The organism is Micromonospora phaseoli (assembly GCF_900109115.1).
GTDB lineage: Bacteria > Actinomycetota > Actinomycetes > Mycobacteriales > Micromonosporaceae > Micromonospora > Micromonospora phaseoli.
This window is the reverse complement of the sequence record NZ_FNYV01000004.1, coordinates 353739-367379: the sequence shown is the minus strand read 5'-3', so window position 1 is coordinate 367379 and position 13641 is coordinate 353739. Positions and strand designations below refer to the sequence as shown.

The window sequence follows — 13641 nt, the reverse complement described above, 5'->3', positions numbered from 1 at the left end:
GATCGAAGTAGGCGAAAACTTCTTGATCAACCTTGGTCGTTCGGGGTGGGGGTGGGCAGGGGGGCGAAGAGGTCGACGGGGGTGCCGTCGGGGTCGAGTAGGACGGCGTAGCGCTGGCCCCAGGGGGCGTCCCAGGGCGGCAGGTGGCCGTGGTGACCGTCGGCGGTCAGGTCGGCGTACCAGCGGTCGACCTCGGCCGGGCTCGCGCAGAGGAAGGCCAGCGCGGCCCGATGGCCGCCGACCGGCGGGGTCCAGCCGGAGTCGAAGGCGCGGACCGTCGCGAGGTCGTCCCAGGCGAGCCGGAGGCCACCGGGCAGGGTCGCCTCCACGTGCGGCTCCTGCTCGGCGCCGGCCGGGATGTCGAGTCCCAGCCGGCGGTAGAAGTCCAGGGTGCGGGCCATGTCGGTGGCGACCAGGCTGATCAGGTCGAAGCGCGGATGCATGGTCATGCCGGTGAGGTTACGGCCGGTCCGGGCGGACGTCTTGAACGAAACGGACGCGGGGAAGTGGGGCGTTGTGCCCGACAGGCGACCGTGATCGGCGTACGGTGGCGTAAGTCCGGCTACACCGTTTAAATCCGAAATGTGAGTATGGTGGCTGATGCCGGTGTCATCACGGCGAGGGAAGGAGCGGTCGGTGAACCACCTGGCCTACCTGGACGCGGGATCCGGCAGCCTGATCGTGCAGGCGGTGGTCGGCGGGGTCGCCGGGGTCGCGGTGGCGGCCAAGCTCTACTGGCGCAGACTCGTCAGCCGGTTCCGCCGCCAGCCCACCGACCAGAGCTGATCCGCCCGAGATGGTGATTCCGAACCTGGGCCGCTCGCCGAGGCCGGTCCCGGTCGACGCCGAACTACGGCCGGAGCCCGGCTCGTTCCGTGACCCGGCCAACCGGGTCTTCCACGCCGGCGACGACGTGCTGCGCGCGCTCGACGAGACCGCCACCGCCCACTGGCGGGCGCTGGCGGGCAGCACCTTCTTCCCGCCGCTGGTCGCCGCCGGGAAGATCTGCGGCACCGAGGAGCTGCCGGCCGGCGTAGCCTTCCCGGCGCCGTCAGCGGGATCGCGGTTGCCGGCCGGATCGGATCGGCCGGCGGGATCGGCGCTGCCGAACTGGGCGGCGGTGCTGCGGCACGAGCGCATCCCGTTCATCTCGCACCCGTACGAGTGGTCCTTCGCGATGCTGCGCGACGCCGCGCTGCTGCACCTGGAGATCCTCCGGGCTGCCCTTTCGGCGGGCTTCACCACCAAGGACGGCTCGGCGTACAACCTGCAGTGGCGGGGCACCGAGCCGGTCTTCATCGACGTGGGGTCCTTCGCCCCGCTACGCGACGGCGAACCGTGGGCCGGCTACCGGCAGTTCTGCCAGACGTTGCTCTACCCGCTGATGCTCGGCGCCCACCTGGGGCTGGCGTTCCAGCCGTGGCTGCGGGCCCAGGTCGACGGCATCTCCCCGGAGCAGATGGGACCGCTGTTCCGGGGCACCCGCCGGCTGCTGCCCGGCGTGCTCACCCACGTCCACCTGCACGGCAGCGTGCAGCGGCGCAACGCCGCCACCAGCACCTCCGACGTCCGCGCCCAGTTGCGGGCCGCCGGTTACACCCGCGAGCTGGCGCAGGCCACCGTACGCGGAATGGAGAAGCTCGTCCGGCGGCTGGACCACCAGCCGCCGCCCACACACTGGGTGGACTACCAGCGCACCTGCGGCTACTCCGGCGACGACCGGAGCGGCAAGGAGCGGTTCGTGACCGCCGCGTTGAGCACCGCCGACCGGCGGCGGCTGGTGCTCGACCTGGGTGCCAACGACGGACGGTACGCCCGCCTGGCCGCCCGGCACGCCGACTACGTGGTCGCCGTCGAGCAGGACCCGGCGGTGCTGGACCGGCTGTACCGCACCCTGCGGGGCGAGGGCGAGCGGCGGGTGCTGCCGCTGGTGATGGACCTGGCCGACCCGTCGCCCGGAGGCGGCTGGCGTGCCGTGGAGCGGGCCTCGTTCGCCGCTCGGGCCAGCGCGGACACCGTGCTCGCCCTGGCGCTGGTGCACCACCTGGCGATCGGACGCAACGTGCCGCTGCCCGAGGTGGTGTCCTGCCTCGTCGGCTTCGTCGCGCCGGGCGGCCGGCTGGTGGTGGAGTTCGTCCACCCCGACGACCCGATGGCGGCCCGGCTGCTGGCCAACAAGCCCGACGGCATCTTCCCCGACTATCGACGCGACGCCTTCGAGTCGCTGCTCGCCGCCCACGGCACCGTGGAGGATCGGCTGGAGCTGCCCTCGGGCACCCGCACGCTGTACCGGGTGGCCCGTTCGTGACCGACCGCCCCGAAGTCGGCCCGGCTGGCACCACCGCCCCCGACTGGTCGCCCTCCGGCTCCGCGCCCGACTGGTCGCCCTCCGGCTCCGCGCCCGACTGGTCGCCTTCCGGCTCCGCGGCCGACTGGTCGCCTTCCGGCTCCGCGAGCGGCGGGTCCGCCGGTCAGGCCGTGGGGTCGGGGCGTCGCCGGTGGGGGTGGGGCGGCTGGCGGACGGAGGTCGGCCGGCTGCTGGAGATCACGGCGCTGATCGGTCTGGTGATCACCCAGCCGCTGCTGGACATCCTCGGTCGCAGCCCCGACTTCTTCCTGTTCCACCGGGCCGACCGGAGGGAGATCCTGCTGCTGGTGGCGCTGGTCGCGGTGCTGCCGACGGTGGCGGTCGGACTGCTCGGCCTGCTGTCCGGTCTGGCCGGACCCCGCGCGCGGGTGGCCACCCACACGCTGCTGGTGGGCCTGCTGGTCACCGCGCTGGCGGTGCAGGTCGGGCGGCACACCACGCCGCTGCGGGGCGTACCGCTGCTGCTGGTGGCAGTGGCGGTCGGAGCCGCCGGGGCGGCCGCACACCGGCGGTGGCGGGCCCCGGGGCGGATGCTTCGGCTGGCCGCCGTCGGGCCGCCGCTCTTCGTCGGGCTCTTCCTGTTCGCCTCACCGACCGGACCGGTGGTGTTGCCGCGCGGGGAGGGCGGCGTGGCCGGTACGGCCACCGGCAACCTGCACCCGCCGGTGGTCCTGCTGGTCCTCGACGAGCTGCCGCTGGTCTCCCTGCTCGACGGGGAAGGGCGAGTCGACGCCGCCCGGTTCCCGCACTTCGCCGAGTTGGCCGCCGCCTCGACCTGGTACCGCAACGCGACCGGGGTCAGCGGCTGGACGCCGTACGCGCTGCCGGCGATGCTCACCGGCCGCTACCCGGCGGAGCCGTTCGCCCCGCACTACTCGCACTACCCGGACAACCTCTTCACCGCCTTCGGCGGGCTGTATGACATCCGCGCCGAGGAGAGCATCACCCGACTGTGCCCACCGAGCCGCTGCGAGCAGCCGGTCACACCGGAACAGGGGGTCGGTGTGCTGGCCCGGGAGACCGGCCGGCTGCTGCGCCAGGTGACCGCGCCGAACGACAGCCGGATCGACCCGGAGGACTCCTACCGCGAGCGCACCGCCGAGGAGGCCGGCATCGACGCCGCCGAGCCGGTTCCCACCGATCCGAAGTTCCGCTGGGACAGCCTCAACGTCAACCAGCCGGCCCGGTTCACCAGCTTCCTCACCGGCCTGACCCGCTCGCAGCGGCCGACGCTGCACTTTCTGCACCTGCTGATGCCTCACTCGCCGTGGGCGTACCTGCCGTCGGGGGCTCGCTACGAGGCGCCTGAGGACTTCCCCAACGAGGGCGACGGTTGGGTGGACCTGGCCCGCGCCCGTCACCTGGCGCAGCTCGGCTACACCGACCGGCTGATCGGCGAGACGATCCGTACGCTGCGCGCGAGTGGCCTGTGGGATGAGGCGCTCGTGGTGGTCACCGCCGACCACGGGGTCAGCTTCACCAAGGGTGCCCAGGGGCGTGGTGAGGACGCCATCAAGGTGGCGGCCGACGAGGTGGCCTGGGTGCCGCTGTTCGTGAAGACGCCGGGGCAGCGCACCGGCGGAGTCGACGACCGGAACTGGGAACACGTCGACCTGCTGCCGACCATCGCCGACGAGGCGGCCATCCGGCTGCCCTGGCGGGTCGACGGCCGATCCGCCCGGCAGGCCCCCCGCACGGAATCCGGCAAGGTCTTCTACGACCGGCCGTCGGCACCGATGCCGATCAGCGGCGGCGTCCCCACCGCACCGCCACCGGCGGCCCCGCACCGACTCCTCGGCACCACCGTGGACGCCGCGCCGGCCGGTGGCAGCGCCCGCGTGGGTGGGCTCGGGGCGTTCCGCGCCGTCGATCCCGACGAGGGCCTGCTGCCGGGCATGATCTGGGGCACCGTGCCCGACCGGGTCGCCGACGGCACCGAGTTGGCGGTGGCCGTCAACGGCACCGTCGCGGCGGTGGTGCCGGTGGTCGCCCCGGACCCCGGCGGCCGTCGGTTCGCCGCGTTGCTCGCCGACGACCGGCTCTTCCGCGCCGGCGCCAACCGCCTCGATCTCTACCTCGTCGACGCCGGCGGCGTTCTCCGCCAGCTGACGATCTCCTGACGCCAACCTCGGGTCGTCCCAGCCGCGCGGTGGGGGCCCGGGTCGGCCGTCTTTCCTGAGCCGCCGGACAGCGGCCCGGCTTCCGCGTAGTTGTACGCCCGGTGTGCCGTCTGTGCCTGTCTGTGCTGGTCGTCGGGGTTTCCCGGCCGCACGGTCGGGAATCGGGTGACGCATGCCTCACCGCCGAACCACGGCGGGCGGTGTCGCCGCAACCGCAATTACGGTAGAAGCGAAGGCAATTCAACGTAGATCTGCCGGCGAAGCGAGGAACCACATGACGGAAGTCAAGCTCGATCACCCCGGCGGGCAGCTGTCGATGCCGGTACATCCCGCGGTCGAGGGCCCCGCCGGAGTCGGTGTGGGCAAGCTGCTGAAGGAAACCGGGATGACGACGTACGACCCCGGGTTCGTCAACACCGCCGCTTGTTCGTCCGCGATCACCTACATCGACGGCGACGCGGGCATCCTGCGTTACCGTGGCTACCCCATCGAGCAGCTGGCCGAGAAGAGCTCCTTCCTGGAGGTCTCCTACCTGCTGATCTACGGTGAGCTGCCGACCAGCGACCAGCTGACCGAGTTCTCCGAGCGGATCCGCCGGCACTCGCTGCTGCACGAGGAGATGCGCCGGTTCTTCGACGGCTTCCCCCGGGACGCGCACCCGATGGCCGTGCTCTCCTCGGCGGTCAGCGCCATCTCCACCTTCTACCAGGACAGCCTGGACCCGTTCGACGCCGAGCACGTGGAGATGTCCACGGTCCGGCTGATGGCGAAGGTACCCACCATCGCCTCGTACGCCTACAAGAAGTCCATCGGCCAGCCGCTGCTGTACCCGGACAACTCGCTGGGCTACGTGGAGAACTTCCTGCGGATGACGTTCGGCGTGCCGGCGGAGCCGTACGAGGTCGATCCGGTGGTGGCCCGCGTGCTGGACATGCTCTTCGTCCTGCACGCCGATCACGAGCAGAACTGCTCCACCTCGACGGTGCGGCTGGTGGGCTCCAGCAACGCCAACCTGTTCGCCTCGGTCTCGGCCGGCGTCAACGCGCTGTTCGGGCCGCTGCACGGCGGTGCCAACCAGGCGGTGCTGGAGATGCTCGAGCGGATCCAGGCCGAGGGCGGTGACGTGCAGTCCTTCGTCCGCAAGGTCAAGGACAAGCAGGACGGCGTCAAGCTGATGGGCTTCGGTCACCGGGTCTACAAGAACTACGACCCGCGGGCCGCGATCGTGAAGAACGCGGCGCAGGACGTGCTCGGCCGGATGGCCAAGCCGGACCCGCTGCTGGACATCGCGATGCAGTTGGAGGAGATCGCCCTGGGCGACGACTTCTTCGTCTCCCGGCGGCTCTACCCGAACGTGGACTTCTACACCGGCCTGATCTACAAGGCGATGGGCTTCCCGACGAAGATGTTCACGGTGCTGTTCGCCCTGGGCCGGCTGCCGGGCTGGATCGCGCAGTGGCGCGAGATGATCAACGACCCGGAGACGAAGATCGGCCGTCCGCGGCAGATCTACACCGGCGCCACCGAGCGGGACTACCTCCCCGTCGAGAAGCGCTGACCGCAGTAAAGGAAGGGCCCCTTGTTAACGCCTCCGGTATAGGAAGGGCCCCTTCTTAACACTCACTACGAGAGGCCGCCGACCTGCCCAGGTCGGCGGCCTCTCGGATCGTCGCGGCCGTCGGCGTCCGCGGGTAGGGGTGGGTCCGCGGTGGTCAGTGGGCCGGGTGATCGTCCTCGCCGCCGGCGGTGGTGGGCAGTGTGCCGAGCACCTCGTTGATCACATGGATGCGGGCGTTGGCCGCCTGGTAGTCGGCGCACACCGTGTCGGCGTGGGCGTCGACCCGGGCGCCGCCACCGTGTGCGGTGACGGTGAGGCTGGTGCCGGCCACAGTGGTCGCGCTGCCGGCGGCGACCAGTTCAGCCACCGGTAGCGCTCCGCTGACCACGTGGTCGCGAAGCAGCCCGCGCAGGGTAGCGGTGTCGTTCAGCAACATGTCGTCGAGGTTGGTCCGGGAGAATTTGGCCGCGAAGGCGTCGTCGGTCGGGGCGAGGATGGTGACGCCGGTCGGTGCCGTCAATTCGGCGGCCAGGCCGGTGGCCCGTACCGCCGCCTCGAAGGTGGTGAGCACGGGGATCCACTGGAGCGCCTGGTCGGCGGGTTGACCGGCCAGCGAGTTCGGGTTGCCCGGCTCGCTGCCGGCCGGCAGTTGGTCGCAGAGCGGCCCGGTCACGGTGACCGTGGCCGGCGCGGGGCCGGCCGTGCCGGCATCGCTGTTCCCGCCGCTGCCCGCGATCACCACGAGCAGCAGGGCGGCCAGGGTCGCGCCGGCGATCGGGAGCAGGCGCCGGGATACCGGCGTCGCGGTCGGAGACTGGCTGTTGGTCACGGTGTTCTCCACTCTTGGGTGGGGTACCGGCAGGCCGGGCGCGGATCCGGCCTGCCGGTACGACGGGCGAGGTTCAGCGCCTCACAGACGCGCGCACTGGTTGAACCTCGGACCGCTGACCGAGTTGGCGACCTCCAGGTTGACCGGCGTGGCAGCGTTGCCGGTGCAGCTCAGCGGACCGTTGACGGTGTTGCCGGCCACCAGCGGGGCGCCGCCCGCGTTGTTGACCACGTTGACCGGGCCACTGATCCTGTTGCCGACCAGCAGGACCGGGCCGGTGGCACCGGTGACGTTCACCGGCCCGTTGACGGTGCTGGCGGTCAGCACGAACCCGGCCGCCGCGCTGGCGTCCACCGGGCCGTTGACCGAACCGCCGTTGACGATCAGCGTCGCGCCCCGCTGGACCTTGATCGGACCCCGGACGGTGGCTCCGGCGAGGCAGGCCACCCCGGAGACCGTCAGTGGGCCGTTGTGGGTGCCGGTCAGCGTGGGCGCGATCCGCTCGGCGGCGACCAGGCCCTCGGCGGCCTGCCCGTCGAGCAGCAGCGGCACCAGGCCCCGCTCCGGCTGGGACAGCGGGACGAGGTACCCGCCGGCCACCTTGATCACCTTCCAGCCGTGGGCGGCGAGCCGTTGGGCCACCGTGGTCTGCTGGCCGTCCGGGCCGTCGGTGCGCGCCCCGTGGTACTGCTCCTCGGTGAGCTTGTAGGCGCACGGCGGCTGGTCGAGGATCTGGTTCTCGCCGGGGGCGTCCAGCGGCGGCGGGGTGTCACCCGGGTGCGGCGCGGGGTACGCCTCGATCGGGCGGGAGCCGCGGAAGACGATCCGGCCGGTGTTCGCGGACTGGAACGTGATCGCCTCGGCGCGGGCCTTGGTGATGTCGCCGACGTTGGCCCCGTGGTACGCCAGGAACTGGTGGAACGTCCACAGTGCCGAGTAGGTCTTGCGCCGGCGGTTGTTGGCGGTGTTGCCCTCGTCGGGCCGGGTCGGTCCGCCGGAGCTGCGCAGCTCCAGCAGGGAGTTGACCACGTTCTTCAGGCCGAGGGTGTTGCGCAGGATGGTCTCCTCGCCCAGGCCGACGTTGGCCCCGGTGCACCCGTACGGGCAGGCCCACCAGCCGTCCTCGGCGCCCTGGGTGTACATGTGACCCTCGATCATGTCCTGTGACTCGTCGAAGATCCCCTGCGCCACGTTCTGGTGCCGTGGCGGCAGCATCGGCAGGTCACCGGTGTTGGCGTTGCCGTACTCGTGGCCGTCGTAGCTGGCGATCGGCCGGTAGTCGCGGACCATCTCCACGAAGGCCTGGGTCTCCGGCTGACGGATCAGCGAGTAGTCCCGGTTGAGGTCCTGACCGGTGGAGTTGCCCCGGCTGTTTGCCGCCCGGCCGTCACCGTTGATCGTCGGCACGATCAGCATGGTGGTCTTCGACAGCAGACCGAGCGTGGTGGCGTCGTCGGTGAACGCCAGCTGCCGGGCCATGATGAGGCAGGCTTCGCGGTCGCCGGGCTCGTTGCCGTGCACGTTGCAGTTGACCACCAGCGGGTTCGTCGCGGCCACCGCCTCGGCGGTGGCCGGCGGGGTGGGGTAGCCGATGACGAACATGTTGATCGGCCGGTCCTGCAGGGTGCGTCCGATCTCCACCACGCGTACCCGGTCGCTGCGCTCGTCGATCGCCGCGGTGTACGCGTACTCGTTGACGTCGTTGGTGTACTGCGCGCCCAGCGTGGTCTCCCACTGGGTGCGCAGGCTCTGCCCGGGGACGGCCGGGTCGCCCCAGTGATCTCTGGTGGTGTCGCTGACCGGGGTCGAGTACGGCTGGACGGTGCTGCCGAAGCGGGCGCGTACCCGCCACTGGAAGCGGTTGCCGGGGGCGAAGCCGGCGTCGGCGAAGGTCGGCTCGGAGTTGTTGATCTGACGGTTCGGCCGCCAGACACCGACGGTCACCGAGGCGCCGGTGGCGGCGTCGTCGTCGCCGACCGGGGTCCGCTCGATCTGGTAGTCGGTCGCGCCGTCGACCGGGGTCCAGGCCAGGGTCGCGTACCCGTCGCCCTGGACGACCGTGAGGCCCTGTACCTGGTTCGGCTCCGCCTGCGGTTGGGCCGCGGTGGTCGCCTGGGCGGGCTGCGCGGTCGCCGCGAGGGTGACGGCGAGCAGAGCGGAGAAGACACCGGCCGTTGTCCGTCTGTATCTCAAGGGGATCTCCAAACAGGAGGGATGGCTGGGTACGCACAGCACACCCGCACCTGACCGCCCACGGGGCCGCGAGCTGGGATTCTTGAGGATGATCTGAGGTTCGGTCGGCTGAGTGGGTGCTCAGCCGCAGCGCAGCCGGTAGCCGACGCCGCGTACCGTCTCCACCATCGCGGCGTCGTCGAGCTTGCCGCGTAGCGCCGCGACGTGGACGTCGAGATTGTGCCGGGTGGCCCAGGTGGTCTGCCAGACCTCCAGTTGCAGCCGGTCCCGGGGCACCACCGTGCCGGCCTGCCGGGCCAGCGCCACCAGAAGGTCGAACTCCTTACGGGACAGGCCGACCTCCCGGTCGCCCTCCCAGACCCGCCGGGCGTCCACATCGATCCGCAGCGCGCCCACCTGCAGGGCGCTCGCCGCGCGGGCGGTGCGGTTGGTACGGCGCATCACCGCCTCGATGCGCGCCTGCAACTCGACCATCGAGAACGGCTTGACCACGTAGTCGTCGGCCCCGGCCCGCAGCCCGGCCACCCGGTCGTGCTCCTCGGCCCGCGCGGTGACGGCGATGATCGCGACGCCCTCGTCGTGCTGGCGGATGCGCCGGCACACCTCCAGACCGTCGCGGTCGGGCAGGTTCATGTCGAGCAGGATGAGGTCGACCGGGTCCGCCTCCACCGCCTCGGCCGCGGTGACCGCCTGGACCACGTCGTGCCCCCGCCGCCGCAGCGCCGATGCGAGACCCGCCGAGACGCGCAGGTCGTCTTCCACCAGGAGCACCCGCACCCGCGCCCTCCTCGGACCTCGCGTTGCTGGATGCCTGCGAGTGTGTCCGATGCCAACCGGCACTGACCAGTACGGATACAAGATCGTAACGACACAATGAACTGGCCGAACGGGTCTGGCGGTCGTCCGCGGCGGCCCGGGTGTCGGATCGGGGACGGCCTCGGCGGCGGATCGCAGGCGCCTGGGCAAGCAGGCACCCGGCCGGCTGTCGAGCTGACCCGTCGGTGCCGTCGCCGCCGACTGCGGTGCCGACGATCATCCCACGGCGGCCTTCAGCACCCAGGACGTGAGCCGAGGGCGGCCGGCCAGCTCCGCCCGCCCGGTGGACCAGAGCAGCACGTCGACCGGATCACCCAGCGGGGCGTCGGGAAAGAGCCGGGCGAGCACCGCCGCGCACAGCGACGTCGGGGGCCGCCAAGCGATCCCGAGCCCCTGGGTGATGTCCCAGGTGTGCACGAGCGTCTCGATGACGCCCAACGCGGCGAAGCCGCCCGGGTCGGTCGGCCCCCAGTGCCAGGCGCGAGCGGTCGGTTCCGCTGCGGACACCGCCCCGCTCAGCAGCCGCCCACAGGCGGTGACCACCTGGAGAATGTCGCGCGGCGCGGCGTCGACCCGGACGACCAGATCGAAGGGCAGGTACGCGCCGTCCGGCCGGGCCGCGACCTGGCCCGCGTACGCCAACAGGTCATGTGCGACGTGGGCCGCGGTCGTCCAACAGCTCCACGTCAACGTCCCCGCCGGGGGTGCGTGCCAGTCCCGTGACTCGTGCGGTGTGAGTACCCGCACCATCTCGGCCACCGCTTGCTCGACGTCGCCACCATCCATCGCTCGCATGAGAGCAGGGTGCCAGCTGCTTGCCCGGCCGGTCACGTTCAGAAGGCGGACAACGTGGCCAGATAGTGCTGCCGGAGGTCGAGGACACCGGCCAGCGCGGACAGGCTCGTCGTGCCCTGGCGGCCCGCCGTCGCCTGGTGGATCGCGCGCCGGATCGAGGTGGCGGCCTGCCGGTGGCCCAGTGAATCGAGCACCTCGGCCGCCACCGTCCAGGTCTCCTGCAACTCGGTGGACCAGTAGCGGCTGGTGGAGCCGAGCTGGTCGATCCACAACAGGAGTGCCTCTTTGACCTCGGCGGTGGCGAACCTGCGGTCGCCCTGCTCCAGGGCCAGCCGGGCCAGCCACACCATCGCCCGGGACTCGCAGTCCACCATTTTCAGGTCCCGATGGGACAGCATGCGTAGCTTGGTCGCGGCCAGCCGCATCCGGCAGGCCCACGGGAACGAGTCGATCCGGCCCATCAGTTCGATGGATGTCGGTACCAGGGCCGCCGTGGGCAGGAGCAGCTGCTGGTCGGAGGCCTTCAGCGCACCCTGGCGGGGCGAGCCCTTGCCCGCGAGGTCGCCGGCGATCGTTGCGGCGATCCCGCCGGTGTCGGCCAGGCCCGGATGCAACGCGAGGCCGTGGGCGCTGACCCGGGAGGCGACGTGGAACGACCGCTGGGCGAAGTGGAACTGACCGATGGGACGCCCGAGTTGCTGGCAGATCGCCGAGAGGTTCCGCAGGGTCACCCCGAGCGGGTTGAGGTAGTCGTTGCTGCGCGCCACGAGGTCTTCCGAGACGGGCAGCAGCCGTTCGGTCCCGATCCGCAGGGCACCGGCGGCATCACCCCGGTTGACCGTGTCGAGAAACTCGACCCGGATCCGGTCGGCCTCCTTGGCGAGCTTGCGGACCCCGAACGGCACAGCCGGCACCTCCCCCGTCACCCGCATACTACAGGCATAGTCATCGATGCCTGAGGTGCGCGCGGACGCGATCAGCCGCCGGTGAGCGGGGCTCGCAGGGGAACGACCGGGACGATGCTCGCCGCCCTGGTGATCCGTCTGCGCCATCAGCTCGACAGGTTCGCCGCCCGCTGTCGACGCCCGGCTCGCCGCAGAGGGCCGACGGCGATGACCGACGCTTCCGGCCCTGGTCCCACCGGGTGGCGGGACCAGGGCCGGCGAACCCCGCGCGTCACTGCCGGCGGGGCGGAGCGCGGGATCAGCGCAGGCCGGCGGCGGCGAGCAGGTTGCCCTCGGGGACCGTGGGCAGCGCCCGGCCGTGCGCCATCTGCTGCGCCGCGCGCTCGGCGGTGAAGGTCGGCGCCTGGGCGATGGCCGCCGCGTACGCCGACGCGGTGCGGCTGGCGATGGCCGCCCAGCCGTACCGCTCGTTGACCATGTCCCGGGCCCGACGGGCCAGCACGCGGGCGCGTTCGGTGTCGGCGAGCAGGGCGTGCACGGCGTCGGTCAGCGCGTCCGGGTCGTGCGGGCGGAAGGTCTCACCGGTGACCCCCGGCTCGACGATCTCGGCGAGCCCACCGGTCTCGGCTACCGCGAGCGGCGCGCCGGCGGCGGCGCCCTCCAGGGCGACCATGCCGAACGGCTCGTAGATGCTGGGCACCGCGAAGCAGTCCGAGGCGGCCATCACCGCGGGCAGGTCCGTTCCGCCGAGGAAGCCGGGGAGGCTGACGGTGCCGGCCAGGCCGAGCCGGTGCACGTCGGCCTCCAGTTCACCGCGGTACGGGCCGTCGCCGACGATCACCGCGCGAAGCCCGGGGTGCCGCTCGCGCAGCCGGGGCAGCCCGGCGAGCAGATGCTGCACGCCCTTCTCGTACACCAGACGGCCGGCGAAGGTGACCAGTGGGCCGTCCCCGGCGAACCGGGCGCGTGCCTTCGCCACGGCGGCGGCGGAGACCCGCCAGCGGTGCGGCTCCACCCCGTTGGGCACCACGTCGACCCGGCCGGCCGGCACGCCGAACAGCCCGGTCACCTCGTCGCGCATGTAGCCGGAGCAGACGATGACCCGGTTCGACTCACCGCCGAGCCAGTGCTCCACGCCGTGGATGGTGCGGTTCATCTCCTCGGGCAGCCAGCCCTGGTGCCGGCCCGCCTCGGTGGCGTGGATGGTGCTGACCAGCGGCAGGTCGAGGTGCTCACGCAGGGTCATCGCGGTGTGCGCGACGAGCCAGTCGTGGGCGTGGATCACGTCGTAGCCACCGGTGGCGGCGGCGCGCAGCGCGGCCCGGGTCAGGGTGTGGTTGAACGCCATCGTCCAGGCCAGCAGCGAGCCGGTGGCCAGTGGGAAGGTCACCGGGTCCTCGGCGGCGCGCACGACGCGCACTCCGTCGACGTACTCCTCCAGCGGGGCGCCCTCGGCGTGGCGGGTGACGACCGTGACCTCGTGCCCGGCGGCGGCCAGGGCCACCGACAGGGCGTGCACGTGCCGGCCCAGGCCGCCCACGAGCACCGGCGGGTACTCCCACGACAGCATGAGGATGCGGCGGGTCTGCGACCCGGCGGGCGGGCCGGGCTGGGCCGGAACCTGGGGTCGCGAGGTGATCGTGGGGCGGTGGACGCGGTCCGAGGCGGTGGCGGTACGTCCGCCGACCCGCAGGGTCGTCACAGTCAGTCTCCGTCCGTGCAGGGAGGAACGCGCCGGCGTCGATGACGGCGAAAGGGACACGTTGGGTTTCGGACACGCGCAGACGCGTCCGGCGGTGCGAGGATCTGAAGGCGCACTGAACACGCGCCCGGGAACAAGCAAACGTCATGACGGCCGATTCCGCACCTTGAGGACGGTCACAGTGACCGAGGGCACCGCAGGGTTCATCTCGGCTCAGTCGGGCGGATACCAGCCATTCACCCGATCGGATGGATTGGTGGCGGACCGTGCGGGGCATTACCGCCCCGCGCACCGCCGGGGGTCCCCCGGACGGGTGTGCTCGTGGCGGGCGCGCTGACGACACTTGGCCGAAGGA

The 13641-nt window shown here is 72.0% G+C and carries 11 protein-coding genes; 4 read left to right on the top strand and 7 right to left on the bottom strand.

Translation table 11 applies throughout. From position 1 onward, the window contains the following. Positions 1-26: 26 nt before the first annotated feature. The gene (locus BMY89_RS13210; RefSeq protein ID WP_092380371.1) at positions 27-443 is read right to left on the bottom strand and encodes a VOC family protein; all 417 of its coding nucleotides are present in this window, start codon (positions 441-443) and stop codon (positions 27-29) included. Positions 444-636: 193 nt separating this feature from the next. Here BMY89_RS13210 and BMY89_RS30365 point away from each other — a divergent pair, with 193 nt between their 5' ends. The 4 genes from BMY89_RS30365 to BMY89_RS13195 all read left to right on the top strand — a co-directional run bounded on the left by BMY89_RS30365 (position 637) and on the right by BMY89_RS13195 (position 6046). Then, the gene (locus tag BMY89_RS30365; protein WP_013734425.1) at positions 637-786 is read left to right on the top strand and encodes a hypothetical protein; all 150 of its coding nucleotides are present in this window, start codon (positions 637-639) and stop codon (positions 784-786) included. A 10-nt stretch (positions 787-796) separates the two neighbouring features. After that, entirely contained in the window at positions 797-2308 is a 1512-nt protein-coding gene (locus tag BMY89_RS13205) for a class I SAM-dependent methyltransferase (RefSeq protein ID WP_092379989.1), read from the top strand. A gap of 170 nt (positions 2309-2478) precedes the next feature. After that, positions 2479-4488, top strand: a complete 2010-nt coding sequence (locus tag BMY89_RS13200) for a sulfatase-like hydrolase/transferase (RefSeq protein WP_092380369.1) — start codon at positions 2479-2481, stop codon at positions 4486-4488. Positions 4489-4762: 274 nt separating this feature from the next. Next, on the top strand, positions 4763-6046 hold the full coding sequence (locus tag BMY89_RS13195; RefSeq protein WP_092379986.1) for a citrate synthase: 1284 nt from the start codon (positions 4763-4765) through the stop codon (positions 6044-6046). A 154-nt stretch (positions 6047-6200) separates the two neighbouring features. Here the strand turns inward: BMY89_RS13195 and BMY89_RS13190 are convergent, their stop codons facing one another. The 6 genes from BMY89_RS13190 to BMY89_RS13165 all read right to left on the bottom strand — a co-directional run bounded on the left by BMY89_RS13190 (position 6201) and on the right by BMY89_RS13165 (position 13286). Then, positions 6201-6875, bottom strand: coding sequence for a fasciclin domain-containing protein (locus BMY89_RS13190; RefSeq protein ID WP_170147648.1), 675 nt, complete (start codon positions 6873-6875; stop codon positions 6201-6203). Positions 6876-6956: 81 nt separating this feature from the next. Then, on the bottom strand, positions 6957-9068 hold the full coding sequence (locus BMY89_RS13185; RefSeq protein WP_092379982.1) for a M14 family zinc carboxypeptidase: 2112 nt from the start codon (positions 9066-9068) through the stop codon (positions 6957-6959). Between the two features lie 120 nt (positions 9069-9188). Beyond that, a complete protein-coding gene (locus BMY89_RS13180; protein ID WP_092379980.1) occupies positions 9189-9845 on the bottom strand; it encodes a response regulator transcription factor in 657 nt (218 codons plus the stop codon). A gap of 255 nt (positions 9846-10100) precedes the next feature. Then, positions 10101-10670, bottom strand: coding sequence for a maleylpyruvate isomerase N-terminal domain-containing protein (locus BMY89_RS13175; protein ID WP_092380368.1), 570 nt, complete (start codon positions 10668-10670; stop codon positions 10101-10103). 47 nt (positions 10671-10717) lie between these two features. Next, entirely contained in the window at positions 10718-11584 is an 867-nt protein-coding gene (locus BMY89_RS13170; RefSeq protein ID WP_139217938.1) for a hypothetical protein, read from the bottom strand. Positions 11585-11882: 298 nt separating this feature from the next. Then, positions 11883-13286: a glycosyltransferase family 4 protein gene (locus BMY89_RS13165; RefSeq protein ID WP_092379977.1), complete on the bottom strand. Its 1404-nt coding sequence runs from the start codon at positions 13284-13286 to the stop codon at positions 11883-11885. Between the last annotated feature and the right edge of the window lie 355 nt (positions 13287-13641).

What these genes read in the sequence shown, in the direction of transcription:
- BMY89_RS13210 (WP_092380371.1), bottom strand. Translation starts at nt 443, where the DNA reads ATGCATCCGCGCTTCGACCTGATCAGCCTGGTCGCCACCGACATGGCC.
- BMY89_RS13205 (WP_092379989.1), top strand. Translation starts at nt 797, where the DNA reads ATGGTGATTCCGAACCTGGGCCGCTCGCCGAGGCCGGTCCCGGTCGAC.
- BMY89_RS13195 (WP_092379986.1), top strand. Translation starts at nt 4,763, where the DNA reads ATGACGGAAGTCAAGCTCGATCACCCCGGCGGGCAGCTGTCGATGCCG.
- BMY89_RS13175 (WP_092380368.1), bottom strand. Translation starts at nt 10,670, where the DNA reads ATGGATGGTGGCGACGTCGAGCAAGCGGTGGCCGAGATGGTGCGGGTA.